This is a genomic window from Vibrio sp. SCSIO 43136 (assembly GCF_023716565.1).
Classification (GTDB): Bacteria; Pseudomonadota; Gammaproteobacteria; order Enterobacterales; family Vibrionaceae; genus Vibrio.
In genome coordinates, this window is sequence record NZ_CP071848.1 from 2,359,714 (window position 1) to 2,385,106 (window position 25,393).

General features: G+C 46.4%; 21 protein-coding genes and 18 tRNA genes. 37 read left to right on the plus strand and 2 right to left on the minus strand.

Annotated elements, in window-relative coordinates; all coding sequences use genetic code 11:
- Positions 1 to 2 precede the first annotated feature (2 nt).
- The 18 genes from J4N39_RS11135 (at position 3) to J4N39_RS11220 (ending at position 2,404) form a co-directional block, all read left to right on the plus strand.
- Positions 3 to 77 (plus strand) — tRNA-Gln (locus J4N39_RS11135).
- Positions 78 to 193: 116 nt separating this feature from the next.
- Positions 194 to 270 (plus strand) — tRNA-Met (locus tag J4N39_RS11140).
- Positions 271 to 322: 52 nt separating this feature from the next.
- Positions 323 to 407, plus strand: a tRNA-Leu gene (locus J4N39_RS11145).
- 149 nt (positions 408 to 556) lie between these two features.
- A tRNA-Leu gene (locus tag J4N39_RS11150) sits at positions 557 to 641 on the plus strand.
- 17 nt (positions 642 to 658) lie between these two features.
- A tRNA-Gln gene (locus J4N39_RS11155) sits at positions 659 to 733 on the plus strand.
- 54 nt (positions 734 to 787) lie between these two features.
- Positions 788 to 872: transfer RNA gene (locus J4N39_RS11160), tRNA-Leu, on the plus strand.
- Between the two features lie 39 nt (positions 873 to 911).
- A tRNA-Gln gene (locus J4N39_RS11165) sits at positions 912 to 986 on the plus strand.
- A gap of 53 nt (positions 987 to 1,039) precedes the next feature.
- Positions 1,040 to 1,124, plus strand: a tRNA-Leu gene (locus tag J4N39_RS11170).
- A gap of 40 nt (positions 1,125 to 1,164) precedes the next feature.
- Positions 1,165 to 1,239: transfer RNA gene (locus J4N39_RS11175), tRNA-Gln, on the plus strand.
- Positions 1,240 to 1,292: 53 nt separating this feature from the next.
- Positions 1,293 to 1,377, plus strand: a tRNA-Leu gene (locus tag J4N39_RS11180).
- 40 nt (positions 1,378 to 1,417) lie between these two features.
- Positions 1,418 to 1,492: transfer RNA gene (locus tag J4N39_RS11185), tRNA-Gln, on the plus strand.
- Between the two features lie 53 nt (positions 1,493 to 1,545).
- Positions 1,546 to 1,630: transfer RNA gene (locus tag J4N39_RS11190), tRNA-Leu, on the plus strand.
- A gap of 39 nt (positions 1,631 to 1,669) precedes the next feature.
- Positions 1,670 to 1,744 (plus strand) — tRNA-Gln (locus J4N39_RS11195).
- Between the two features lie 53 nt (positions 1,745 to 1,797).
- A tRNA-Leu gene (locus J4N39_RS11200) sits at positions 1,798 to 1,882 on the plus strand.
- A 37-nt stretch (positions 1,883 to 1,919) separates the two neighbouring features.
- A tRNA-Met gene (locus J4N39_RS11205) sits at positions 1,920 to 1,996 on the plus strand.
- A gap of 54 nt (positions 1,997 to 2,050) precedes the next feature.
- Positions 2,051 to 2,135, plus strand: a tRNA-Leu gene (locus J4N39_RS11210).
- Positions 2,136 to 2,172: 37 nt separating this feature from the next.
- A tRNA-Met gene (locus tag J4N39_RS11215) sits at positions 2,173 to 2,249 on the plus strand.
- A gap of 70 nt (positions 2,250 to 2,319) precedes the next feature.
- Positions 2,320 to 2,404, plus strand: a tRNA-Leu gene (locus J4N39_RS11220).
- A gap of 311 nt (positions 2,405 to 2,715) precedes the next feature.
- Here the strand turns inward: J4N39_RS11220 and J4N39_RS11225 are convergent.
- A complete protein-coding gene (locus J4N39_RS11225; RefSeq protein ID WP_252019230.1) occupies positions 2,716 to 3,885 on the minus strand; it encodes a 2-octaprenyl-3-methyl-6-methoxy-1,4-benzoquinol hydroxylase in 1,170 nt (389 codons plus the stop codon).
- Between the two features lie 240 nt (positions 3,886 to 4,125).
- On the opposite strand from J4N39_RS11225, the gene miaB reads away from it, so the two are divergent.
- The 5 genes from miaB (at position 4,126) to lnt (ending at position 9,736) form a co-directional block, all read left to right on the plus strand.
- Positions 4,126 to 5,550, plus strand: a complete 1,425-nt coding sequence (gene miaB / locus J4N39_RS11230; RefSeq protein ID WP_252019232.1) for a tRNA (N6-isopentenyl adenosine(37)-C2)-methylthiotransferase MiaB — start codon at positions 4,126 to 4,128, stop codon at positions 5,548 to 5,550.
- A 70-nt stretch (positions 5,551 to 5,620) separates the two neighbouring features.
- Positions 5,621 to 6,727 carry a PhoH family protein gene (locus tag J4N39_RS11235; RefSeq protein ID WP_252019234.1) on the plus strand — a complete coding sequence of 369 codons (1,107 nt, stop codon included), beginning with the start codon at positions 5,621 to 5,623 and terminating at the stop codon, positions 6,725 to 6,727.
- The gene (gene ybeY, locus J4N39_RS11240) at positions 6,724 to 7,188 is read left to right on the plus strand and encodes an rRNA maturation RNase YbeY (RefSeq protein WP_252019236.1); all 465 of its coding nucleotides are present in this window, start codon (positions 6,724 to 6,726) and stop codon (positions 7,186 to 7,188) included. The genes J4N39_RS11235 and ybeY overlap by 4 nt, the downstream gene beginning before the upstream one ends.
- A 57-nt stretch (positions 7,189 to 7,245) precedes the next feature.
- Entirely contained in the window at positions 7,246 to 8,142 is an 897-nt protein-coding gene (corC, locus tag J4N39_RS11245; RefSeq protein ID WP_252019238.1) for a CNNM family magnesium/cobalt transport protein CorC, read from the plus strand.
- 82 nt (positions 8,143 to 8,224) lie between these two features.
- Positions 8,225 to 9,736 carry an apolipoprotein N-acyltransferase gene (gene lnt / locus J4N39_RS11250; protein ID WP_252019249.1) on the plus strand — a complete coding sequence of 504 codons (1,512 nt, stop codon included), beginning with the start codon at positions 8,225 to 8,227 and terminating at the stop codon, positions 9,734 to 9,736.
- Between the two features lie 70 nt (positions 9,737 to 9,806).
- On the opposite strand, the gene J4N39_RS11255 is transcribed toward lnt, so the two are convergent.
- Positions 9,807 to 10,280 (minus strand): zinc ribbon-containing protein, encoded by a 474-nt coding sequence (locus J4N39_RS11255; protein ID WP_252019251.1) that lies wholly within the window; start codon positions 10,278 to 10,280, stop codon positions 9,807 to 9,809.
- A 116-nt stretch (positions 10,281 to 10,396) separates the two neighbouring features.
- Between J4N39_RS11255 and leuS the strand changes: the two genes are divergently transcribed.
- The 14 genes from leuS to J4N39_RS11325 all read left to right on the plus strand — a co-directional run bounded on the left by leuS (position 10,397) and on the right by J4N39_RS11325 (position 25,204).
- The gene (gene leuS, locus J4N39_RS11260) at positions 10,397 to 12,970 is read left to right on the plus strand and encodes a leucine--tRNA ligase (protein ID WP_252023709.1); all 2,574 of its coding nucleotides are present in this window, start codon (positions 10,397 to 10,399) and stop codon (positions 12,968 to 12,970) included.
- Positions 12,971 to 13,123: 153 nt separating this feature from the next.
- Positions 13,124 to 13,714 carry an LPS-assembly lipoprotein LptE gene (locus J4N39_RS11265; RefSeq protein WP_252019253.1) on the plus strand — a complete coding sequence of 197 codons (591 nt, stop codon included), beginning with the start codon at positions 13,124 to 13,126 and terminating at the stop codon, positions 13,712 to 13,714.
- A 5-nt stretch (positions 13,715 to 13,719) separates the two neighbouring features.
- Complete coding sequence (gene holA, locus J4N39_RS11270) at positions 13,720 to 14,745, plus strand: DNA polymerase III subunit delta (RefSeq protein ID WP_252019255.1); 1,026 nt, start codon at positions 13,720 to 13,722, stop codon at positions 14,743 to 14,745.
- 85 nt (positions 14,746 to 14,830) lie between these two features.
- Entirely contained in the window at positions 14,831 to 15,148 is a 318-nt protein-coding gene (rsfS, locus tag J4N39_RS11275) for a ribosome silencing factor (protein WP_252019257.1), read from the plus strand.
- 3 nt (positions 15,149 to 15,151) lie between these two features.
- Positions 15,152 to 15,622 (plus strand): 23S rRNA (pseudouridine(1915)-N(3))-methyltransferase RlmH, encoded by a 471-nt coding sequence (gene rlmH, locus J4N39_RS11280; protein WP_252019259.1) that lies wholly within the window; start codon positions 15,152 to 15,154, stop codon positions 15,620 to 15,622.
- A gap of 6 nt (positions 15,623 to 15,628) precedes the next feature.
- The gene (gene mrdA / locus J4N39_RS11285) at positions 15,629 to 17,518 is read left to right on the plus strand and encodes a penicillin-binding protein 2 (protein WP_252019261.1); all 1,890 of its coding nucleotides are present in this window, start codon (positions 15,629 to 15,631) and stop codon (positions 17,516 to 17,518) included.
- Complete coding sequence (rodA, locus tag J4N39_RS11290; RefSeq protein ID WP_252019264.1) at positions 17,515 to 18,636, plus strand: rod shape-determining protein RodA; 1,122 nt, start codon at positions 17,515 to 17,517, stop codon at positions 18,634 to 18,636. The genes mrdA and rodA overlap by 4 nt, the downstream gene beginning before the upstream one ends.
- Positions 18,636 to 19,427, plus strand: a complete 792-nt coding sequence (locus J4N39_RS11295; RefSeq protein WP_252019266.1) for a septal ring lytic transglycosylase RlpA family protein — start codon at positions 18,636 to 18,638, stop codon at positions 19,425 to 19,427. Before rodA ends, J4N39_RS11295 begins: the two co-directional genes overlap by 1 nt.
- 191 nt (positions 19,428 to 19,618) lie before the next feature.
- Positions 19,619 to 20,785: a serine hydrolase gene (locus J4N39_RS11300; protein WP_252019268.1), complete on the plus strand. Its 1,167-nt coding sequence runs from the start codon at positions 19,619 to 19,621 to the stop codon at positions 20,783 to 20,785.
- 118 nt (positions 20,786 to 20,903) lie between these two features.
- A complete protein-coding gene (gene ybeD, locus J4N39_RS11305) occupies positions 20,904 to 21,182 on the plus strand; it encodes a DUF493 family protein YbeD (RefSeq protein WP_252019270.1) in 279 nt (92 codons plus the stop codon).
- Positions 21,183 to 21,532: 350 nt separating this feature from the next.
- On the plus strand, positions 21,533 to 22,183 hold the full coding sequence (gene lipB, locus J4N39_RS11310) for a lipoyl(octanoyl) transferase LipB (protein ID WP_252023711.1): 651 nt from the start codon (positions 21,533 to 21,535) through the stop codon (positions 22,181 to 22,183).
- Positions 22,180 to 23,145 carry a lipoyl synthase gene (gene lipA, locus J4N39_RS11315; RefSeq protein WP_252019292.1) on the plus strand — a complete coding sequence of 322 codons (966 nt, stop codon included), beginning with the start codon at positions 22,180 to 22,182 and terminating at the stop codon, positions 23,143 to 23,145. The genes lipB and lipA overlap by 4 nt, the downstream gene beginning before the upstream one ends.
- A gap of 187 nt (positions 23,146 to 23,332) precedes the next feature.
- A complete protein-coding gene (locus J4N39_RS11320; protein WP_252019295.1) occupies positions 23,333 to 23,659 on the plus strand; it encodes a hypothetical protein in 327 nt (108 codons plus the stop codon).
- A 147-nt stretch (positions 23,660 to 23,806) separates the two neighbouring features.
- Complete coding sequence (locus J4N39_RS11325; protein WP_252019297.1) at positions 23,807 to 25,204, plus strand: hypothetical protein; 1,398 nt, start codon at positions 23,807 to 23,809, stop codon at positions 25,202 to 25,204.
- The last annotated feature ends 189 nt before the right edge of the window (positions 25,205 to 25,393 follow it).

A 25,393-nucleotide genomic window follows, 5' to 3' on the forward strand; every position in this document is an offset into this window, starting at 1 on the left:
GCAGGTCTATCGCCAAGCGGTAAGGCAGCGGCTTTTGATGCCGCCATTCCCTGGTTCGAATCCAGGTAGACCTGCCACTATTTAGCGAGATTGATTGATAAAGCATCACTCAGTATCGTAGGCAGTAAAAACCTTGAAAAAAAGGTTGCAACTGCGAGTGGGATTACACTATATTATCTCGCTCTGAAAACATGGCTACGTAGCTCAGCTGGTTAGAGCACATCACTCATAATGATGGGGTCACAGGTTCGAATCCCGTCGTAGCCACCATATTTATCTATTGGTTATAATTAACGAATAGATAATGTAGAAAACTTGAGATGCGGAAGTGGCGGAATTGGTAGACGCACCAGATTTAGGTTCTGGCGCCGCAAGGTGTGAGAGTTCAAGTCTCTCCTTCCGCACCATCTCAAAGTGAGCACTGATATTATTCAGTTTATGATTTGGTAGACGCAGCTAGTTTTAATTTCTAGATGCCGAAGGTTGTAAGGGTTCAAGCCTCTCCTTCCGCACCATCTCAACTAAAGAAGAGTTTTCTACGACAATTTGATTTCATGCGGAAGTGGCGGAATTGGTAGACGCACCAGATTTAGGTTCTGGCGCCGCAAGGTGTGAGAGTTCAAGTCTCTCCTTCCGCACCATGAAATCAAATGCCTGTAGGTCTATCGCCAAGCGGTAAGGCAGCGGCTTTTGATGCCGCCATTCCCTGGTTCGAATCCAGGTAGACCTGCCACTACAAAACGTTATATTGATTATACCAATTATCAGTATGACTACAGATTATGTTGCGGAAGTGGCGGAATTGGTAGACGCACCAGATTTAGGTTCTGGCGCCGCAAGGTGTGAGAGTTCAAGTCTCTCCTTCCGCACCATCTCTTTAGTGTTGATTGCACTTTAAAACAATCGCCTGCAGGTCTATCGCCAAGCGGTAAGGCAGCGGCTTTTGATGCCGCCATTCCCTGGTTCGAATCCAGGTAGACCTGCCATACAAAACGTTATATTGATTATACCAATTATCAGTATGACTACAGATTATGTTGCGGAAGTGGCGGAATTGGTAGACGCACCAGATTTAGGTTCTGGCGCCGCAAGGTGTGAGAGTTCAAGTCTCTCCTTCCGCACCATCTCTTTAGTGTTCGATTAGCACTTTAAATTAATCACCGTAGGTCTATCGCCAAGCGGTAAGGCAGCGGCTTTTGATGCCGCCATTCCCTGGTTCGAATCCAGGTAGACCTGCCATACAAAACGTTATATTGATTATACCAATTATCAGTATGACTACAGATTATGTTGCGGAAGTGGCGGAATTGGTAGACGCACCAGATTTAGGTTCTGGCGCCGCAAGGTGTGAGAGTTCAAGTCTCTCCTTCCGCACCATCTCTTTAGTGTTCGATTAGCACTTTAAATTAATCACCGTAGGTCTATCGCCAAGCGGTAAGGCAGCGGCTTTTGATGCCGCCATTCCCTGGTTCGAATCCAGGTAGACCTGCCATACAAAACGTTATATTGATTATACCAATTATCAGTATGACTACAGATTATGATGCGGAAGTGGCGGAATTGGTAGACGCACCAGATTTAGGTTCTGGCGCCGCAAGGTGTGAGAGTTCAAGTCTCTCCTTCCGCACCATCTCTTTAGTGTTGATTGCACTTTAAAACAATCGCCTGCAGGTCTATCGCCAAGCGGTAAGGCAGCGGCTTTTGATGCCGCCATTCCCTGGTTCGAATCCAGGTAGACCTGCCATACAAAACGTTATATTGATTATACCAATTATCAGTATGACTACAGATTATGTTGCGGAAGTGGCGGAATTGGTAGACGCACCAGATTTAGGTTCTGGCGCCGCAAGGTGTGAGAGTTCAAGTCTCTCCTTCCGCACCATTATTTAAATATTAATGCATAGCATTGATATCAGAGTGGCTACGTAGCTCAGTTGGTTAGAGCACATCACTCATAATGATGGGGTCACAGGTTCGAATCCCGTCGTAGCCACCATTTACAACGTCTTATCGATTTTACCAATTGTCGGTTATGACTACAGATTATGTTGCGGAAGTGGCGGAATTGGTAGACGCACCAGATTTAGGTTCTGGCGCCGCAAGGTGTGAGAGTTCAAGTCTCTCCTTCCGCACCATTATTTAAATATTAATGCTTAGCATTGATATCAGAGTGGCTACGTAGCTCAGCTGGTTAGAGCACATCACTCATAATGATGGGGTCACAGGTTCGAATCCCGTCGTAGCCACCATTTACAACGTCTTATCGACTTTACCAATTGTCGGTTATGACTACACTTTCTTTTTATAAGAATTAGCGTTGCGGAAGTGGCGGAATTGGTAGACGCACCAGATTTAGGTTCTGGCGCCGCAAGGTGTGAGAGTTCAAGTCTCTCCTTCCGCACCATTATCTAGAAACCCACTCTTCGGAGTGGGTTTTCTTCTATCTGAATCTCTTCAAATTAGCTTTCCTTTCTCAAGCCAAAAACTCAGACAAAAAAGCCGAGCTCTTGCTCCGCTCAGTTACATAATACCAATACGACTAATTATATGATCTTGCATAGCGACGGACAGATTTTGTCTAGTATGGTCCGGCATTCCGGGGAAGAAATCTTATGCCTAGCTGGGACTAGGGACACGATTTCTGACGCAGCTAGAGGAAATATGGACTAGCTAGGCTGAACAGATAATTAGTTGGATTGGTATAACTACTATGCGCTATAGCCCCAGTGCATACTTGAGCACCTGAGCTTTTACTGGACCAGCTTCCTCGGCGACCTTCAAAGCTGCATTACGAAGTAGCTTTAAAGGGCCAATATCATTGCTAAACCCTTTGTAGAAAAAGTCCATTCCAGATTGCATCAGCAAGTTGTCTGGCTTACGGCGCAGCTCATACTGACGAAGTGCTTGAGGCTGTTGCTGATATTGCTCCACCGATTCAAGCAGCGCTTTGACATCTTTAAAGCCCAGATTAACACCTTGCCCTGCTAACGGATTAATGGTGTGGGCCGCATCACCAACCAATACACAGTTATTCTTGGTATAATGTTGGGCATGGCGGCGGGTCAATGGGAAGCTTCCAGATTGCAGCACTTCGATATCACCAAGTTCACTGGGAAAGTTAGCCAGAATCTCTTCTTTCAATTGCAATGACGATAACTGCTTGAGCTGAGCAATACGCTTTGGTGAGTCATACCAAACTAGCGAGCCTTGGTGACCACACAGAGGTAAAAAGGAGCGTGGACCACTCGGATGAAACTGCTGCCATGTAATGTCTTGCTGTGGAAGCTCCGTCTTCACATTAATCAGCATGCAATGCTGGCGATAATCCCATGCCGTAATGCCTATCCCAGCTAACTGGCGAACCTTCGAGTTTGCCCCATCTGCACCAATCACCCATTGCGCAGCTAGTTCAGTACCATCATCTAATGATATCTGATTACTCTCTGCTCCAACCTTTAGATCGGTCAGGCGATTTGGGCTCATCACAGTGAGATTAGATAAGGTTGGAAATTGTTGCCATAAGCCTAATTGAATCAGACGGTTTTCAACGATAAAACCAAGTTGATCCAAACCAACACTATCGGAATGAAAACGAGTGCGGCATTCAGGGTGTTCCCACGTTTCAAGACGGCGATAAGGACACACACGCATCGCCTTGATTGCTTGCCACACCCCCAGCTGATCCAGCAATTCAACCGACTTATGAGAAATAGCTGATACACGAATGTCCATCGCTTGCTCAGCTGAAAAAGCTTGTGGCTGATCTCCTTCGATCACAGCAACCTGCTTGCCTTGTTTGGCGAAGCCAACAGCAAGTGCCGCCCCAACCATACCGCCACCAACAATGGCGATATCAAATTGTGACTGATTAGTCGATTGATTCATCCGTTCTATCACTCTGATTTTTTACCTATTTTGCATTGTACGTACTGGCTAACTAAATGCGAGTAAAACCCTTACAGAATGTGGTATTAGAGGAAATTTGGCCTAACTCTAGTCAGGCGGTATTTAAACCAGTACAATACGCCGCTACCTCCGAGATGGGGGAAAATTCAGTACACTATTTAAGCACTTTAGGAATGCCTATATCGGCCATTCCAAATAGATTAAACGAGCGGATGTAAGATGAGTAAGAAACTGCTAATGAAAACCTGGGGTTGCCAGATGAACGAATACGATTCATCTAAAATGGTTGACCTGCTTAATGCTGCCGGTGGTTATGAGCTAACTGAGGATCCAGAAGAAGCAGATGTCCTTCTACTTAACACCTGTTCTATCCGCGAAAAAGCTCAGGAAAAAGTATTCCACCAGCTTGGTCGCTGGAAAACTCTGAAAGACAAAAAACCTGGCACCGTGATTGGTGTGGGTGGCTGTGTTGCTACTCAAGAAGGTGACCACATTCGTGAACGTGCACCATTTGTTGACGTTATCTTTGGCCCACAGACACTTCACCGTCTACCAGAGATGATCAAACAGTCTCAGGACGATGAAGCGCCAGTGATGGATATCTCTTTCCCAGAGATTGAGAAATTTGACTCACTTCCTGAGCCTCGTGCAGAGGGTGCAACAGCTTTCGTTTCAATCATGGAAGGCTGTTCTAAATACTGTACTTACTGTGTAGTACCTTACACTCGTGGTGAAGAAGTTAGCCGTCCTATGGATGACGTGTTGTTCGAAGTGGCGCAACTTGCAGAGCAAGGTGTCCGCGAAGTTAACCTGCTTGGTCAAAACGTAAACGCATACCGCGGTCCAATGCATGATGGTGATATCTGCTCATTTGCAGAACTTCTACGCCTAGTGGCATCTATCGATGGCATCGACCGTATTCGCTTTACCACTAGCCATCCAATGGAGTTCACTGACGACATCATCGCAGTGTATGAAGATACTCCTGAGCTTGTGAGCTTCCTGCACCTACCTGTGCAAAGTGGTAGTGATCGTATTCTGACCAACATGAAGCGTCCACACACAGCCATCGAGTACAAATCAACGATCCGTAAGCTGCGTAAGGCTCGTCCTGACATTCAGATCAGCTCAGACTTCATCGTTGGTTTCCCTGGCGAGTCAGACAAAGACTTCCAAGACACAATGAAGCTTATCCGCGATGTTGATTTTGATATGAGCTTTAGCTTTATCTTCTCGCCACGCCCTGGCACACCAGCAGCAGATTACCCATGTGATCTGAGCGAAGAGACCAAAAAAGAGCGTCTTTACGAGCTTCAACAAACTATCAATACTCAAGCGATGCGATACTCTCGCCTGATGCTTGGTACTGAGCAGCGTGTTCTTGTTGAAGGACCATCGAAGAAGAATCTGATGGAGCTACGTGCGCGTACTGAAAACAACCGTGTGGTGAACTTCGAAGGTTCAGCGGACCTAATCGGACAATTCGTTGACGTGAAGATTGTAGACGTGTTCTCCAACTCACTGCGTGGTGAGCTAGTACGTACCGAAAAAGAAATGGACTTGCGTAATATCACTTCTCCTGCTGAAATGATGGAGAAGACCCGTAAAGAAGACGACCTAGGTGTTGCTACCTTTACGCCATAAAAAGTACGCAGAAACAATCTGAACTTTAAAGCCCGGTCGTTATCGGGCTTTTTATTAATGAGAGGCAAGATTGAGTAATAAAATAGTCACTCTAGAGATCAATCTAGAGCCAGAAGATAACCGCCGTCTGTCCAGCCTATGTGGACCATTTGATGACAACATCAAGCACCTTGAACGCCGTCTTGGCGTAGAAATTAATCACCGCAGCAACTTCTTCACCATAGTCGGTAAACCGCATACGGCTGCCGCTGCGCTGGATATCATCAAATCCCTTTATGTCGATACTGCACCCGTTCGTGGCAATACTCCTGACATTGAGCCTGAGCAGATCCACCTAGCGATCAAAGAGTCTGGTATTCTAGAGCAGACCACAGAATCTACCATTGAGCACGGTAAAGAGGTCTTTATTAAGACCAAAAAAGGCGTGATCAAGCCACGCACACCGAATCAGGGACAATACCTGATGAACATGGTGACTCACGATATAAGCTTTGGTATTGGTCCTGCTGGTACAGGTAAAACCTACCTAGCAGTGGCAGCTGCAGTTGATGCGCTAGAACGCCAAGAGATTCGCCGTATCTTGTTAACTCGCCCAGCGGTAGAAGCGGGTGAGAAGCTAGGTTTCCTACCGGGTGACCTGAGCCAAAAAGTGGACCCATACTTGCGTCCACTTTACGATGCCCTATTTGAAATGATGGGCTTTGAGCGCGTTGAAAAGCTTATCGAGCGTAACGTTATCGAAGTTGCACCACTGGCATACATGCGTGGCCGTACCCTAAACGATGCGTTTATCATCCTTGATGAAAGCCAGAACACCACGGTTGAGCAGATGAAAATGTTCCTGACCCGTATTGGCTTCAACTCGCGAGCGGTGATCACCGGTGACGTGACTCAAATTGACTTACCTCGTGGTGCTAAATCTGGCCTTCGTCATGCCATTGAAGTACTAAGCGAAGTGGATGACATCAGCTTCAACTTCTTCCAGTCAGACGATGTTGTGCGCCATCCTGTGGTTGCTCGAATCGTTAACGCTTATGAGAAGTGGGAAGCAAAAGACAGTAAAGAGCGCAAGGAACGTGATCGTATTCGTCGTGAAGAGCGTGAGGCTCAGCAAGCGGCGAACCAAGCCCTCGTAGAAGCTGCCGCCACTGCGGCCAAAGAGAAAAGCCCAGAATGAGCATCGAACTAGACCTACAAATCGCGGTCGAAGATCCTAGCACACTACCAAGTGAGGCCGACTTCAACAAATGGCTGAGTACTACAGTAAGCCAGTTTCAACCTCAAGCTGAAGTGACCATCCGCTTGGTAGATGAAGAAGAAAGCCACCAGCTGAATCACGAATACCGTGGTAAAGATAAGCCAACTAACGTGCTTTCTTTCCCATTTGAAGTACCACCAGGTGTAGAGATCGATCTTTTAGGCGATCTCATCATTTGCCGTCAAGTCGTTGAAGCTGAGGCCAAAGAGCAAAATAAGCCTTTAGCAGCACATTGGGCTCACATGGTTGTACATGGTAGCTTGCATCTGCTAGGTTATGATCATATCGAAGACGACGAAGCCGAAGAGATGGAGTCGCTCGAAACTGAAATCATGCAATCGATGGGCTTTGAAGACCCGTATATTGCTGAAAAAGAGTAGTTTCCCACTGCTCTAGTGTGCTATCACACATCTGATAGCGTTTATGTATGAGAACTCATGAACAACGAAGATAATTCGCCTCCCTCATCGGAAGGTAAAGCTGAAGGTCCGAGTAGAAAGTCCTTCTTTGAACGCCTAGGTCAACTATTCCAAGGTGAACCGAAAGACAGACAAGAGCTTGTCGATGTCATTCGCGATTCTGAAGAAAATGACCTGATTGACCACGACACCCGCGACATGCTCGAAGGAGTTATGGAAATCGCAGAACAGCGAGTGAGAGATATTATGATCCCACGCTCGCAAATGGTTACCGCTGAGAGCAGCCACGATCTTGACGAGCTGGTTGCCCTTATCACTGATGCGCAACACTCTCGTTACCCAGTGATCAGCGAAGATAAAGACCATGTCGAAGGCATTCTATTAGCGAAGGACCTACTTAAGTACCTTGGTTCCAACAGTGAACCATTTCAAATTGAACAAGTTATCCGCCCTGCTGTGGTAGTACCTGAGAGCAAACGAGTTGATAGACTGCTAAAAGAGTTCCGCGAAGAGCGTTACCACATGGCAATTGTTGTCGATGAGTTTGGCGGTGTTTCTGGCCTTGTAACCATCGAAGACATTCTTGAAGAGATTGTCGGCGAGATCGAAGATGAATTCGATGACGAGGAAGAAGTCGATATCCGCAAACTGAGCAAACATACTTACTCAGTGAAAGCGTTAGCAACGATAGAAGAGTTCAATGAAACCTTTGGCTCAAGCTTCAGCGATGAAGAAGTCGATACGGTAGGTGGGCTGGTCATGACCCAGTTTGGTCACCTTCCAGCGCGAGGCGAAATTGTCGAAGTCGATGGTTATAGCTTCAAAGTGACATCTGCTGATAACCGCCGTGTTATTGCTCTGCAAGTCACCATTCCTGAAAGAGACAAAGAAGCCGTCTCCTCAACGGAAGAATAAAAGCGTAACTAAGCTCTATTATGCTCGGCCTATTGGTCGAGCATTTTTTATCTCAGGATCCAATTCAAGGTAGTTTTTTCCGATGGCAAAATTCTGGAATCACCGTTTCATCCAGTTAGTTTTAGCATTCCTACTCGGTGCAAGTGCGACGTTAGCCTTTGCACCCTATCAACTATGGCTATTTGCCTTTGTCAGCTTAACTGGCTTATTGGTGCTAATCGATGGCAAGAGCACCAAACAAGGCCTAGCGCTTGGTTATGCGTGGGGTTGGGGACAGTTTGTTACGGGAATAAGCTGGGTACACGTCAGCATAGACAACTTCGGTGGGCTGCCTAAAGTAGCCAGCCTTGCCTTGATGGCAGGCTTAATCGGCTATTTAGCTATCTACCCTGCGCTGTTTGCTGGCGCTCTCAATCGTTGGTTTAACCGCAATAAAACCGCCCGCCTGTTATTAGCAGCGCCTGCATTGTGGCTCATCAATGAGTGGCTTCGCGGTTGGGTGATGACCGGGTTTCCGTGGTTATGGCTTGGATACAGTCAAATCGACTCACCACTGGCGACATATGCGCCTATCGGTGGGGTTGATACTATCTCTTACGTCATTGCATTAAGCTCTGGCGCAATTGCGTTGGCACTGATCTCCAAACGCTTTCACTATGTCGTGATCCCAGCATGCCTGTTCGGCGTCGCTCTGATGTTTAACGGCGTAAACTGGGTCACCCCTAACCCAGACAGCAAAACCCACTTTGCACTAATCCAAGGGAATATTGCCCAAGAGCTAAAGTGGATGCCTAACCAGCGTTGGCCGACCATCATGAAATACACCGACATCACCCGTGAAAACTGGGATGCCGATATCATCATTTGGCCAGAAGCAGCCATTCCTGCGTTCGAGAGCGAGTTGCCATCGTATCTGCACAACCTAGACAGTGCGGGCAAGCTCAATGATGCAGCCATCATCACAGGCATTATCACTCAGCCGCAGAGCCATACGTTTCACAACAGCATCCTGTCGCTTGGCATCACCGAACACGGTGACTACAACTACAATACTCAGCCAAGATACAACAAACACCACCTTTTGCCTTTTGGTGAGTTCGTCCCATTTGAAGATTGGTTGAGGCCTATCGCCCCATTCTTCAACTTACCCATGTCTTCTTTTAGTCGTGGCGATTTTGTACAGGCTAACCTAGAGGCCAATGGTCGCTATTTTGCTCCAGCTTTGTGTTACGAAATCATCTTCAACGATCAGGTTCGCCAGAATGTCACCGAAGAGACGGACTACATCCTAACCCTATCCAATGACGCTTGGTTTGGTCACTCCATTGGGCCATTGCAACACATGGAAATTGCCCGCATGCGAGCGCTAGAGTTAGGTAAGCCCGTTGTACGTGCGACAAACAATGGTGTGACGGCGATTACCGATTATCAAGGCAAGATCATCGCAGCGGTACCACAATTTGAAACTCAAGTGTTAAGAGCTAAAGTAGAATCTACCACAGGAATGACGCCTTATCGTTTGGCAGGTACTATGCCGTTACAGGCACTTGTGCTGATTGGTTTGATTGCAGCTTGGGTTAGAAGGTTTTCTTAATTCATCGTAGTTCAGGTTCTGCCCACCTCCCCCTTGAAAAGGGGGAGAACCAGTCATATTCTCTCTGCTGCTATGGCTTCAACGCCAACCGAGTAAACCCATCGTGGCCGCACTCTTTACACGGCTCAATAATGGTTGGGTGATTGTAATAACTCTTATGGGTACATTTATCACACACCAAATATCCCAACCCGATAATATCTCCAGCCTGATACAAGCCTTTATGGTCTAGATCCATAAACAGCTCTCGCCACTCAACTTGAGTACGATCGGTGATCTCAAGCAGCCCTTCCCAAATAGAATTAGAAACCATGAGATAAAACGGACTACGGTCTCGGTCTTTTTGATAGGTATCAGCAAATTCTTTCAGATCTGAACGAACATAAGCAGAGACGAGTGCCATTTCATCTTTTGTCATGTCACTGGCCGCATTAACGACTTCCGCCGAGGTGTTTAGCACATTATTCAACTCTTCAGGACTGTGCTTTAACGTCTCGACCACTTCATCTAATTTTGCTTCATAACCGACTTTACGCTCAGGCATTGGGCACCTCCGTGGATTGGCTATTGTTGAGTGTCGCTCCTTTATGTATTCTATGCGGATCACTAAAAGTCTGATCTAACCGATCTCACAAATTCCAAGATAACCGGATGTCATCGATGCAAGACCAATACAACCCGCAAGACATTGAACAAAAAGTTCAAAAGCACTGGGACGACAACGAAACATTTGTTGTAAGCGAAGACGCAAACAAAGAGAAGTTTTACTGTCTTTCAATGTTCCCTTACCCAAGTGGCCGCCTGCACATGGGTCACGTACGTAACTACACCATCGGTGACGTAGTTTCTCGTTTCCAACGCCTGCAAGGCAAAAACGTAATGCAACCTATCGGTTGGGATGCATTCGGTCTACCAGCAGAAAACGCAGCGGTTAAGAACAACACCGCTCCTGCGCCTTGGACATACGAAAACATCGAATACATGAAGAACCAGCTTAAGCTGCTAGGTTTCGGCTACGACTGGAACCGTGAGTTCGCAACTTGTACTCCTGAGTACTACCGTTGGGAACAAGAGTTCTTCACTAAGCTTTACGAAAAAGGCCTAGTTTACAAGAAGACCTCTTCTGTGAACTGGTGTCCAAACGACCAAACTGTTCTTGCAAACGAGCAGGTTGAAGATGGCTGCTGCTGGCGTTGTGACACGCCTGTTGTGCAAAAAGAGATCCCACAGTGGTTCATCAAGATCACTGAATATGCGCAAGAGCTGGTTGACGACCTAGACAACCTAGACGGTTGGCCTGAGATGGTTAAGACCATGCAGCGCAACTGGATCGGTCGCTCTGAAGGTGTAGAGCTTAAGTTTGAAGTTAAGGGCCAAGAAGACCTAGAGGTTTACACCACTCGTCCTGATACGCTCATGGGCGTAACTTACGTAGGTATCGCAGCAGGTCACCCGCTAGCAACTGAAGCGGCTAAGACTAACCCAGAACTTGCTGAGTTCATCGAAGAGTGTAAGAACAACAAAGTAGCTGAAGCTGAAATGGCGACAATGGAGAAGAAAGGTATGGTGACTGGCCTTACTGCGATTCACCCATTGAACGGCCGTGAAGTTCCAGTTTACGTAGCTAACTTTGTCCTAATGGACTACGGTACAGGCGCTGTAATGGCAGTACCTGCTCACGACCAACGTGACTACGAGTTCGCAACTAAGTACGGTCTAGACATCGTGCCTGTGATCAAGCCAACTGACGGCTCTGAGCTAAATATCGCAGAAGAAGCTTACACAGAGAAAGGTGTACTGTTTGATTCGGGTGAATTCGACGGCCTTGAATTCCAAGCAGCGTTTGATGCAATCGCAGCAAAACTAGAAGCTGAAGGTAAAGGTACTAAGACAGTAAACTTCCGTCTACGTGACTGGGGTGTATCTCGTCAACGTTACTGGGGTGCTCCAATCCCAATGGTAACCACTGAAGATGGTGAAGTTCACCCAGTGCCAGCGGACCAGTTGCCTGTAGTGCTTCCTGAAGACGTGGTAATGGATGGCGTAACTAGCCCAATCAAAGCCGACAAAGAGTGGGCGAAGACGACATTCAACGGCGAACCAGCTCTACGTGAGACTGACACCTTCGATACTTTCATGGAGTCATCTTGGTACTACGCTCGCTATTGTTCACCACAAGCGGACGATATCCTAGATCCAGAAAAAGCAAACTACTGGCTACCAGTAGACCAGTACATCGGTGGTATTGAGCACGCTTGTATGCACCTACTGTACTCTCGCTTCTTCCATAAACTACTACGTGATGCGGGCTACGTAACTTCTGACGAGCCGTTCAAGCAGCTACTATGTCAAGGCATGGTACTAGCGGATGCGTTCTACTTCGAGAACGAGAAAGGCGGCAAAGAGTGGGTCGCTCCGACTAACGTTGCTGTTGAGCGTGACGGTAAAGGCCGCATCGTATCAGCGAAAGATAACGAAGGCCGTGACGTTGAGCACTCAGGCATGATTAAGATGTCTAAATCGAAGAACAACGGTATCGACCCACAAGAGATGGTAGACAAGTACGGTGCTGACACAGTACGTCTGTTTATGATGTTTGCATCACCTGCAGACATGACTCTTGAGTGGCAAGAGTCTGGCGTAGAAGGTGCTAACCGCTTCCTAAAACGTGTTTGGAAACTAGTAAAAGAGCACGCATCGAAAGGTGAAGCCGTAGCAGTAGATGCAGCAGCACTTTCTAGCGACCAGAAAGCACTACGTCGTGACGTTCACAAGACTATCGCTAAAGTAACAGATGATGTGGCACGCCGCCAAACGTTCAACACTGCGATCGCTGCGATCATGGAGCTGATGAACAAGCTTGCGAAAGCACCTCAAGAGTCTGAGCAAGATCGTGCCATCCTAGATGAAGCGCTAAAAGCTGTGGTTGTGATGCTTTACCCAATCACTCCGCATATCTCTTACGAGATGTGGACAGGTCTTGGTCAAGCAGACATCGATAATGCAGCATGGCCTAAACATGATGAGAAAGCACTGGTTGAAGACGAGAAGCTTATCGTTATTCAAGTAAACGGCAAACTACGTGCGAAACTAACGGTAGCGGCGGATGCTTCTAAAGAAGAAGTAGAAAACCTAGGTCTAAACGATGAGAACGTAACTAAGTTCACTGACGGCAAGACCATCCGTAAAGTAATCTACGTACCAGGTAAACTGCTGAACATCGTAGCAAACTAATTAATGTAATTAGTGTCATAACCAATAGGGCATCAAATTTGGTGCCCTATTTGATTGTGGCTTCGTTAAATGCTCATTTCTAAGGAGTTCATCCAAGGATAATGTAATGTGTATTTACCCAAGCTCAATTCTATTTACACAAGGGAGTTACTTGTGAGCCGACCAACTTTAACCACGGCCCTGCGCCTTTTTATCGTGCTTTTGCTATCTGTGTTGACCACTGCTTGTGGTTTTCAGCTGCGTGGTACCTACTTACTCCCAGAAGAAGTATCGGATATTTCCTTAACCAGTTTTGATCAATATGGTGACCTAACTCGCTATGTAAAACATGAGCTCTACCTTAATGGTATTTCAACCGTCACTCCTGCGGCGGACATCCCTAACTTACACATTACTACCGCAAGCCAAAGTGAGCGCACCCTGTCTCTCTACCAAAACAGCCGTGCGGCAGAATATGAACTTACTTTTGTGGTGAACTACCGCATTACCGTACCAGAGCTTGGTGATCAAAGTTACTCAACCACAGTTAACCGTACCTACCTTGACAACCCGCTAACAGCACTAGCAAAGTCTGAAGAAAAGGAAATGATCCTTGATGAAATGCGTCGCCAAGCCGCACGTCAAATGATGCGCCAAATGGCTCGTATTCGTGCCAAGCTGGAAGCGGCGGATGATACTGAGCAACAAGTCGATCAAATTGACGATGGCGTAACCCAAACGACTACCACTCAAGCGCAGGGCTAACCTTAATGCGAGTGTACGCCGATAAACTTGGCGAGCAATTAGCTCGCCAGCTGCAAGCTGTTTATGTACTGACTGGCGCAGAACTACTTTTGCTACAAGAGAGTCGCCAAGCCATCATTAAAAAAGCCCAAAGTGAAGGTTTTGATGAGCGCCATCATTTCACGCTCGATGCCCAATTAGATTGGAACCAAGTATTTGACTGTACTCAGGCCCTAAGTTTGTTCTCTTCACGCCAGATCATCGAGCTTGAAATTGGTGAATCAGGGCTACCAGCGGGCGCAACCAAAGAGCTACAAGCACTGAGCGAAAGTTTACATGCTGATATCGTTTTGATCTTGATTGGCCAAAAGCTCACCAAAGCCCAAGAGAACGCAAAATGGTTTAAAGCACTTACCACAAGCGGTACGGTAGTAAGCTGCCTAACACCCGACATTAAGCGGTTGCCCCAGTTTGTCATGCAGCGATGTCGCAAACTTAAACTTTCTCCAGATTCCCAAGCAGTGCAAATGCTTGCCCAATGGCATGAAGGTAACCTTCTAGCCTTGGTACAAAGCCTTGAGAAGCTGGCACTGCTCTACCCCGATGGTGAACTGACGTTAGTTCGTGTTGAAGAGGCGCTAAGTCGCCATAATCACTACACACCATTTCAGTGGGTTGATGCGCTACTCGCCGGGCAAACCAAGCGCTCACAACGTATTTTACGTCAGCTTCAAGCCGAAGGTGTTGAAGCTATCATCTTGCTGCGCAGTGTACAAAAAGAGCTGATGCAGCTATTGGCAATGCAGCGTGAGATGCAAACCAAACCGATTGGTGCCGTCATGGAGAGTTTCCGTGTGTGGCAAAACAAGCGTCCACTCTACAACGCTGCCCTACAACGCCTGTCACCAGTCCAGTTAGCTCGCTTGATACATCTGCTCACTGCCGCAGAATTGGAAGCAAAGACCCAATACGACAGCGGCGTTTGGACAACTCTTGCGCAACTATCGCTGGAGTGTTGCGCACATGACGCCCTTATCAGTAAGCTTAATTAAAAGCATGCTATACTCGGGCGCTAAACTAGGCATTCAACCCTTATGCCCCTAAGCCCTACTAAGCAATAAATTTGAGGACACTACCTTGCAACGCGAAGAACTACGAGATTTTCTAGCCGATAAAGTTGATGACATGAAAGCCGAAGAAATTGTGACTCTGGATGTCACTGGCAAATCGAGCGTTACTGATTTTATGGTGATCTGTACGGGTACTTCTAAACGCCATGTTTCATCTATCGCAGATCACGTTGCTCAAGAAGCGAAAAAAGCGGGTCTGGAACCACTTGGGATCGACGGTGAAGTGGAAGGTGAATGGGTTGTTGTTGATATGGGCAGCACTATGGTGCACGTACTGCAAGAGCAACACCGCGAGCTTTACCAGCTAGAGAAGCTTTGGAGCTAAGTTGTGAAAATTACGCTAATTGCGGTAGGCACAAAAATGCCAAAGTGGGTGGAAGAAGGCTTTCAAGAATATAAGCGCCGCTTCCCTCACGACATGCCACTTGATCTTATTGAGATCCCAGCGGGTAAGCGTGGAAAAAATGCCGACATCGCTCGAATCTTACAAAAAGAAGGCGAAGCCATGCTGGCAGCAGTGCCAAAAGGCAACCGCATCGTTACCCTCGACATTCCAGGCAAACGTTGGGATACAGAGCAACTGGCGGGCCAGCTTGAAGCATGGAAACTTGATGCTCGCGATGTATCAATCTTAATAGGCGGGCCAGAGGGGCTTGCACCTGCGTGTAAAGCAGCAGCGGACCAAAGTTGGTCTCTGTCTCCTCTCACACTTCCCCACCCGCTTGTGCGTGTTGTGATGGCAGAAAGCCTTTACCGTGCGTGGAGCATTACTGCGAACCATCCTTACCACAGAGAATAATCCCTGATGAGACGCAAACGCGCCCAGATCCGAGATTACCGAGCAGAAGCCGCCCTGTTTAGCCGCAGGGCGATTGTTGCCTTTTTTGGCATTATAGTGCTGATGGCGGTATTGCTGACGAACCTGTACAACATTCAGGTCAATCAGTACCAAGATTATAAAACACGCTCCAACGATAACCGGATCAGCGTGGTGCCTATTGCGCCTAACCGCGGTCTTATTTATGACCGCAATGGGATCTTGCTGGCGGAAAACCGTCCAGTGTTCAGCCTCGAGCTAACCCCTGAAAAAATCAAAGACATCGACGATACGATTGCCCGCTTACAGGAGTTCCTAGAGATCTCTCCTGAACGTGTGGAAGCATTCCATAAAGAGCGTCGTCGTACTCGTCGTTTCAAATCCGTGTCACTGCTTACACAGCTTGATCAAGAACAAGTGGCAAAATTTGCTGTCAACCAGCACAAATTCCCTGGGGTTGAAGTCTCTGCCACGCTAAAGCGCTTTTACCCATTTGGGGAAGAGTTAACCCATATTCTTGGTTACGTGTCGCGTATTAATGACAGAGATATGCAGCGCTTGATCGCAGATGACAAAGCCGCTAATTACCAAGCTACCCGCGACATTGGCAAACTTGGTATCGAACGATTCTACGAAGATCAATTGCATGGCACCGCAGGTTACCAAGAAGTTGAAGTCAACAGCCGCGGCCGAGTGATTCGAACCCTCAAATTCGTACCACCTGTCCCAGGTAAAGACATTGTGCTCAATCTGGATATCAAGCTCCAAAGCTATATCTACAAAATGCTCGATGGTCGTCGTGGTTCAGCGATAGTGCTCGATCCAGAAGATAACGGCGTATTAGCGATGGTGTCGAGTCCAAGTTACGACCCAAACGCCTTTGTTCATGGGATTTCAAGCAAAGCATACAGTGCATTGCTTAACGACAAAGATCGCCCGCTAGTGAACCGTGCCACACTGGGTATCTACCCACCCGCATCCACGGTAAAACCTTTCATCGCGGTAGCGGCGTTACAAGAAAAAGTGATTACGCCTTATACCACACGTAATGACCCGGGTTACTGGCGGATCCCTAACTCCAAAACCAAACCATTTCGTGATTGGCTGCGTTGGGGTCATGGCAAAGTGGATATCGTTAAATCGATTGAAGAATCTGTTGATACCTTCTTCTACCAAATTGCTTATGACATGGGCATCGACCGCCTATCAAGTTGGATGATGTTATTTGGTTTTGGTGAAAAGACTGGCATCGATATCTTTGAAGAAAGTAGCGCAAATATGCCAACCCGTGATTGGAAGATGGGTCGCCATCGCCAGCCTTGGTATCAAGGTGACACCATTCCTGTGGGTATCGGACAAGGCTATTGGACAGCAACTCCGCTGCAAATCGCCAAAGCGACCTCAGTGTTAGTCAACCGAGGTAATGTGATTGCACCACACCTGATCCGTGCCACGATTGATAAGTCGCAACAGCCGCACGTCGAAACGCTGCAACCTATTGAGACTTATCCACCAATCCAAGGGGTTAAAGAAAAATACTGGGACATGGCATTGGAAGGCATGCGTCTGGTTAACCACGGTAAAAAAGGCACTGCACGACGTGCGTTTACCAATATGCCTTACGTCACTGGTGGTAAGTCAGGTACAGCGCAGGTGTTTGGCTTGAAAGAAGATGAAGAATACAACGCAGAAGAGCTTGCAGAGCATCTTCGCGACCACGCACTCTACACTGGCTTTGCCCCATGGGAGAATCCTGAAGTGGTGGTGACCTTGGTGCTGGAAAACGCAGGTGGTGGATCTTCACAAGGTGGCCCTGTGGCACGCCGCATTTTCGACCACATGCTTTTGGAAAAGAAACAGGACGCTAAGACACAATGAAATTAGATCCTTCAACAGGGCAAAACCGTCGCTTCTTCGAGCGCTTTCATATCGATTTGCCAATGCTGCTCGGCATTTTGCTACTGATGATGTTTGGTTTGGTGATCATGTACAGCGCCAGTGGTCAAAGCTTGGCAATGATGGATCGTCAGGCGATACGAATGGGTATGTCACTGGTGGTGATGGTCATCCTTGCTCAGATCCCGCCAAGGGTCTATGAAAGCTTTGCCCCATTCATGTTTGTGGTCGGCGTTTTACTCTTGCTCGGCGTACTATTTTTTGGTGAGGCTTCTAAAGGCGCTCAGCGTTGGCTAAACCTAGGCTTTGTACGCTTTCAGCCTTCTGAACTGCTGAAACTCGCCGTACCTCTCATGGTGGCAAGGTATATTGGTAAACAAGCCTTACCACCTACAATCAAGACCTTAGCTGTGTCACTGATGTTGGTCTTTGTGCCGACGATTCTGATTGCAAAACAGCCCGATCTCGGCACCTCTATCTTGATTGCTGCATCTGGCATATTCGTTATTTTCCTGGCGGGTATTAGCTGGAAAATTATCAGTGCGGCGGCGCTAGCAGTCGGTGCTTTCATTCCAATTTTGTGGTTCTTCTTGATGCGTGAGTATCAAAAAGTGCGCGTACGTACACTTTTTGACCCAGAGTCTGATCCGTTAGGCGCAGGTTACCACATCATTCAAAGTAAGATTGCGATTGGCTCGGGTGGCCTGTCAGGTAAAGGCTGGCTGCACGGCACCCAGTCTCAGCTCGAGTTTCTTCCAGAGCGTCATACCGACTTCATTTTTGCCGTTATCGCCGAAGAGTGGGGCATGATTGGCGTTATCTGCTTACTTGCAATCTACCTATTTATTATCGGACGCGGCCTAGTGCTGGCTGCTGCTGCGCAAACCGCTTTTGGCCGCATGATGGCAGGCAGCGTGGTACTAAGCTTCTTTGTTTATGTGTTTGTAAACATCGGCATGGTAAGTGGCATCCTACCTGTTGTAGGCGTCCCACTGCCTCTTATCAGCTATGGCGGTACCTCAATGGTTACGCTGATGGCAGGCTTTGGCATCTTAATGTCGATTCATACTCACCGTAAAATGCTATCAAAGGCGACTTAATGAAAAATATTTACCAATGCCTGATTGGCGCATTCTTGATAGCGGGCCTCGCGTTGATGCAAGGCTGTACCAGCTCGGACAAAGAGCGCTACACCATAGATGATGACATCGCTCCAACCAAGCCGATAGATGTAAATCATCTTGAAGATGCACATCCAAAATATGAGCCGTTCAGTTTAGGGGGCAACAAGGACTATACCCTGCGTGGCAGTTCCTATCAGATCGTTAAACAACCTCAAGGCTTTACAGAAAAAGGGATCGCTTCTTGGTATGGCAAGAAATTTCATGGTCATCAAACCTCCAATGGAGAGATTTATGACATGTACTCTATGAGTGCAGCACATAAAACCTTGCCAATTCCGAGCTATGTCAAAGTCACCAATACCGATAATGGCAAAACCACCATCGTTCGTGTCAACGACCGTGGTCCGTTTCACGAAGGCCGAATCATCGATTTGAGTTACGCAGCGGCTTACAAACTTGGCGTGATTGCTACGGGTACAGCGAACGTCGAAATCGAATACATCTCAGTCGAGAAAAGTAACGATAATCCCCACAAGCCAAGTCATCAGTACGTGATTCAAGTGGCAGCATCTAAACACAAAGAGCGTGCCCAATCGCTTGCACAAGAGATGAGCAAGACCTTAGAAACCAAGTCGTTTACCGAAAAATCGGGTAAGGTATACCGTATCTTTGTCGGTCCATTGACTGACGCAGATTTGACAAACCAACTACTTTCTAAGATACACTCGCAAGGTTACCCTTCGGCCTTTATTAAAGCCGTCAAATAGTCTTTGCAAGTTGCCGGGCGTGTGCCAAATGCTATCAACCCCGCATTTTTGTGATTGATTATTGCTCGCAATGACATGGAATGTGACACTCTGACATACCAATTCATGCCATTACTCTGACGTAACAAAATCATTCTGCTAAGATAGCGGAAGTTTGTATTTTATTATCACCAACTTGAACAATGAATTTCATGAAAAAATCTGTATTAAAGACGCTGCTGATCGCTTCTACTGCAGCGATTGCTTCAACTAGCCAAGCCGCTCCTATCGTTGTTCCAGACGCACCTGAAATTGCCGCAAAAGGCTTTGTCCTAATGGACTACAACTCAGGTAAAGTCCTAGCGGAAAAAGAAGCCAGAACTGAGCTATCCCCTGCAAGCTTGACTAAAATGATGACTAGCTACGTTATCGGTCAAGAGCTTAAGCAAGGCAATATTTCTCCAGATGACAAAGTGGTGATCAGTAAAAACGCATGGGCGAAAAACTTCCCTGATTCATCAAAAATGTTCATCGAAGTTGGCACCGAAGTTAGCGTTGCTGACCTAAACCGCGGCATCATCATCCAATCAGGTAACGATGCTTGTGTTGCGATGGCTGAGCACATCGCAGGCTCAGAAGATGCCTTCGTTCACTTGATGAACCAGTGGGCAGCGAACATTGGCATGGAACAAAGCCATTTCGCCAACTCTCACGGCCTAGACCACGCACAGCTTTACTCAACACCTTACGACATGGCGCTGCTTGGTCAAGCTCTGATCCGTGACGTTCCAGAAGAATACCGTATCTACGCTGAAAAGCAGTTCACCTACAACGGCATCACCCAGTACAACCGTAACGGCCTACTTTGGGACAAGAGCATGAACGTGGACGGCATCAAAACCGGTCACACTAGCGGTGCAGGCTACAACCTAGTGAGTTCAGCAACTCAAGGTAAAATGCGCCTAGTTGCGGTTGTCATGGGCACCAAGAACACCACTGCGCGTAAAGCTGAAAGTAAGAAACTACTTAACTACGGCTTCCGTTTCTTTGAAACAGTATCTCCACACAAAGCAGACGAAACTTTCGTTAGCGAAAAAGTATGGATGGGTGACAAAGAACAAGTTGCGCTAGGTGTTGCAGAAGATACTTACGTAACTCTACCTCGAGGCCAAGCGAAAAAGCTGAGTGCAAACTTCGTTCTAGATAAAGAACTTCAAGCGCCAATCAGCAAAGGAGACGTAGTAGGTCGCCTATTCTACCAAGTAGAAGGTGAAGACATCGCAGAGTACCCACTACTTGCACTGGAAAATGTTGAAGAAGGTAGCCTATTTAGCCGCCTTTGGGATTACCTAGTGCTGCTAGTGAAGAGCTTCTTCTAAATCTACAGCTTAAGAATCCAAAACCGCCTTCTGGGCGGTTTTGTTGATCTTGAGATCCTAAGCGATAGGCTGTACTATTTCGCACCGCTATATCGACTATAACTTGGAGTTGTCCGCAATGTTGAATATCAACTCAGACGCAAAGCTAAAAGACCTTCTAGAGTTTCCATGTAAGTTCACCTACAAAGTAATGGGCTATGCAAAGCCAGAACTACCTGAGAAAGTACTTGAAGTGATCCAGCGTCACGCACCAGGCGATTACAGCCCAACCGTAAAGCCAAGTGGTAAAGGCACCTACAACTCTGTATCTGTCAGCATCACTGCCACCTCTATTGAGCAGGTTGAAACTCTTTACAAAGAGTTAGGTGAAATCGACATCGTTCGTATGGTTCTTTAATTCGAACCTATCGTTTTAAACAGCGGCATCCAGCCGCTGTTTTTGTATCTGTGGCATACTAAGCTGGTGACCAGCCACTTATATTATGTGGCTACTCGTCACAGAACGCCTTACTTTCAAATAGATAGCGCAGCTCATCGAGCCTCGAAGTCTATTGCCATTAGCAGCACAATATCGAGCTTCTCAATCGCTAACGAATTAGACAATGAGACAGGCGTGAGACGATTAGGGTGATTTGAATAAATGTGATAAAAAAGTATCACAAAATCTATAGTGACTTAAATCAAACAGGTTTATAATGCGTTTACTTTACAAACCTATTTGTATGAAGGAATGACCAATTGCCTGCTATTCACCAACAGCTGATCGTAAAAAAATTGGGCCGCCAAGATTATGAGCCCGTTTGGAAAGCGATGCATGAGTTTACCGACCATCGTGATGACGATACGGTTGACCAAGTTTGGCTAGTGGAACACAACCCAGTATTCACTCAAGGTCAAGCAGGCAAAGCTGAGCACCTACTCAACACTGGTGACATTCCAGTTGTACAGAGCGACCGTGGTGGCCAAGTCACCTACCATGGCCCTGGCCAGTTAGTCGCTTACTTCCTGATAAACCTAAGACGCAAGAAGCTTGGGGTCAGAGATCTGGTAACCCAGATTGAAAACATTGTTATCAATACACTAGAGAAATTTGGTATCGAGTCTGCCGCTCGACCTGACGCTCCTGGCGTTTATGTGTCTGGCAAAAAAATCTGTTCCTTAGGACTGCGCATCCGCAAAGGTTGCTCTTTCCATGGCCTTGCACTCAACATCGATATGAATTTGGAGCCTTTCCTACGCATAAACCCTTGTGGTTACCAAGGTATGGAAATGGTTCAGGTACAAACCCTTGCGCAAGGCGTGAGTTTTTCCGATGTCGAACAAGCCCTAGTCAAAGCACTCACAGATTCTCTCGAATACCAGCAAGTCGAATTCACCACAGAAAGCGAAGTATCATGAGCAAACCTATTCAAATGGAAAAAGGCGTTAAATACCGCGACGCTGATAAGATGGCCCTTATCCCGGTCAAAAACATGCCGACTGAGCAAAAGGAAGTGCTACGTAAGCCTGAGTGGATGAAGATCAAACTGCCTTCGGACAGTCAACGCATCCAAGATATCAAAGCGGCAATGCGTAAAAACAAACTTCACTCTGTATGTGAAGAAGCCTCTTGCCCTAACCTTGCGGAGTGTTTTAACCACGGTACAGCGACCTTCATGATCCTAGGGGCTATCTGTACCCGCCGTTGCCCTTTCTGTGACGTTGCCCATGGCCGCCCACTGCCTCCAAGCGCAGAAGAACCAGCTAAACTGGCGAAAACCATCTCTGATATGGATTTGAAATACGTGGTAATCACTTCGGTCGACCGCGATGATCTACGTGACGGCGGAGCTCAACACTTTGCCGATTGTAACCGTGAAATCCGTGCATTGAACCCAAATATCCGCATCGAAACGCTCGTTCCAGATTTTCGTGGCCGAATGGATACTGCTCTTGAACTGCTTAAAGACAACCCGCCAGATGTGTTTAACCACAACCTAGAGACAGCACCTCGTCTATACCGCAAAGCTCGCCCGGGTGCGAACTACAAGTGGTCACTGGAGCTACTGAAAAAATTTGGTGAACAGCACCCAGACGTACCAACCAAATCAGGCTTGATGATGGGCTTGGGTGAAACCAAAGAAGAAATCGTCGAAGTGCTTAAAGATCTGCGTGCCCACGGCGTGACCATGCTAACCCTTGGTCAGTACCTAGCACCAAGCCGTCACCACTTGCCAGTCGAGCGCTACGTGCCGCCAGAAGAGTTTGATGAGCTCAAAGAAATTGCCCTAGAGCTTGGCTTTACCCATGCCGCTTGTGGCCCATTCGTGCGCTCTTCTTACCATGCGGACCTGCAAGCCCAAGGTGTAGAGATCAAGTAAAACAGCGAGTTATACGCCTCTCGTTTTTACGACCAGGGGCGTATTTTGTCGACCAGCGTTTTACTCAGTGATAACAATCCACTACCATGTAAAGTATTGACACAGTTTTGATACTAGATTGAACCTATAGGTTTAATATAATATCTAAATCACCTTTTTAATGCATACTCGATTTTGGGATAGACGCATGAAAAACATTTTTGCAGCCGCTGTTATGGCTATCACTCTTGCAGGTTGTTCTTCTGCTCCAACGCAGCAAGACAACTACATGGACGCTTCTTTCGAGCTTTGTAACACCGAAGTCAAAACTTACTCTGTAAGCGACGACGGCCGTGTACGTATCGTTTGTGCTGACGGCTCTAAGTTCGCACTTCGCACCGAAGCTACCCTAGACATCATGCGTGACATCAACGCTGACTACTGTAGCGGCGAAGGTCTTTCTAAGTTCAACGAAAGCTCTAAGTACTACCAGTTCCGCTGTAAGTCTGGTGAGACAATTAGTGTGAACAAATAACTAGTTACTAGTACAAATTGATACACAAAGGCAGCCTTATGAGCTGCCTTTTTTACATAATTCTTACAGAGCAATCGAATCAAAGTTGGACAATTTAGAATCAGTTAAATAAAATAATAGGTATTATATCAAACTAAATTTATACCTATGTACAAATATACCTCGCTTCTATTTGCTCTACTTGTCACTGCGTGCGGTGACAGTAGCACTGTTCCACCAAAACCACCAAAACCTGAGCCTGCAGACCTCAATGGTGTCTATATTTACAATTTCAAAAATACCAATATAGCAACCACCGGGATAGTAGGAAAAGTAGAAACTAGTAACAGCTCAGAGCTCGTAATTGTCGATGAACACAATCAAGCAAAAGCAGCAGAAGTTGCTTTTGAAAGCGTAAACTATAAAACCAAGAAACCTGTAACACATTCAAAATTCAGTGATTTCCCTATTCATATTAGGTCACTTCAAAGACTCAACGACCAGTTTTCTTACATCGCAGCCTCCGTACCTTGGATCGTCTTCGAGGATAACAAATTTATGAATGGAGAGTATGTTCGAGAGGGGTACATAGTTGAGAATAATTCAGGGAAAGTATGGTTGCTGTGGTCTGATGCTGGTTTTAGAGAGGTCAAATTTAAACCTTATGTTGAGCAAGGCGATCAGATTGACTTCATCTACCCAAATACAATCCGCAACAGTAGCGACAAGATCCTTATCAACGGTTGGATCGATGATTTAGCTAAAGATGAGCATGACATAAAAGCAATCGTCGAGCTTGAGTTGCCAACACAAAATCAAGCTCCAAAGGTTCGAGAATTACTTAAGCTTGGTAAAGATGACTGGATCGATAAGGAGTTTATTCGCTACAACGGAAAAATGTTGTCTTACAAGACCTCAGAAGAAGAAAAGTTCCTTTTTGATGTAGATAAGACCACTTATCACAAAGCCAATGATCAGCTGCTTAAAGTAAACTCTTTATTTATTAAAGATAACATTTTTGTTGGACGACAAGATAAAGAGCAGCGTAATGACCCAGATAAAGACTTAGTCCACTTCTTCAGCAACTCTGACTACCATAGTGAATACATAGAGAATTCTGCGATGAAAAAGGTCTTATATACGACTTCAACAGATCATGGAGAGGTATTTGTTGATAGATCATGTAGTATTTTTGTACAAAACCAAGATATGGCCGACACACTTTATCAAGCTAAATACCAGCAAATGGAAAAAAATTGTCAGGTAGAGAACCACTTCTTAGAAGCCGAAAACTATTTCTATTGCGCGAATCAAGGTGAAATGGTTGCTTTGTCTAAGCGTGACGGTTCTGTTGAAACTGATGATTTTCCAGAGAAATTAAACCTTTCTAGCCAGAAATCTCTTAGTATCACTGGTGATGGAACAATGACATATTCCAAAAAAGGTTCAGGTATTCTTGAGTATGTCCAAGTCAAAGCCAACGTTCATAATCCAGGTCAATCTGAAGAAATGACAATCAATCTAAATGATGGGCGAACAGTTAAAGACCTTATTAGGATTAGATAATACTATCCTCTTCTATAGCAACGGTGCTATGAGCCTAATTCACGATAAAGTCATATTATCTTAACTTCAACTACTCCACTAAAGGCCCTAAAGTCGAAATGGATACAGGGCCTTTTTTGCTAGACATATATAAAAACCTTCCAATCTGCCTATCATCACAATCGTACTCTCTATTTTTGAAGTATCCCA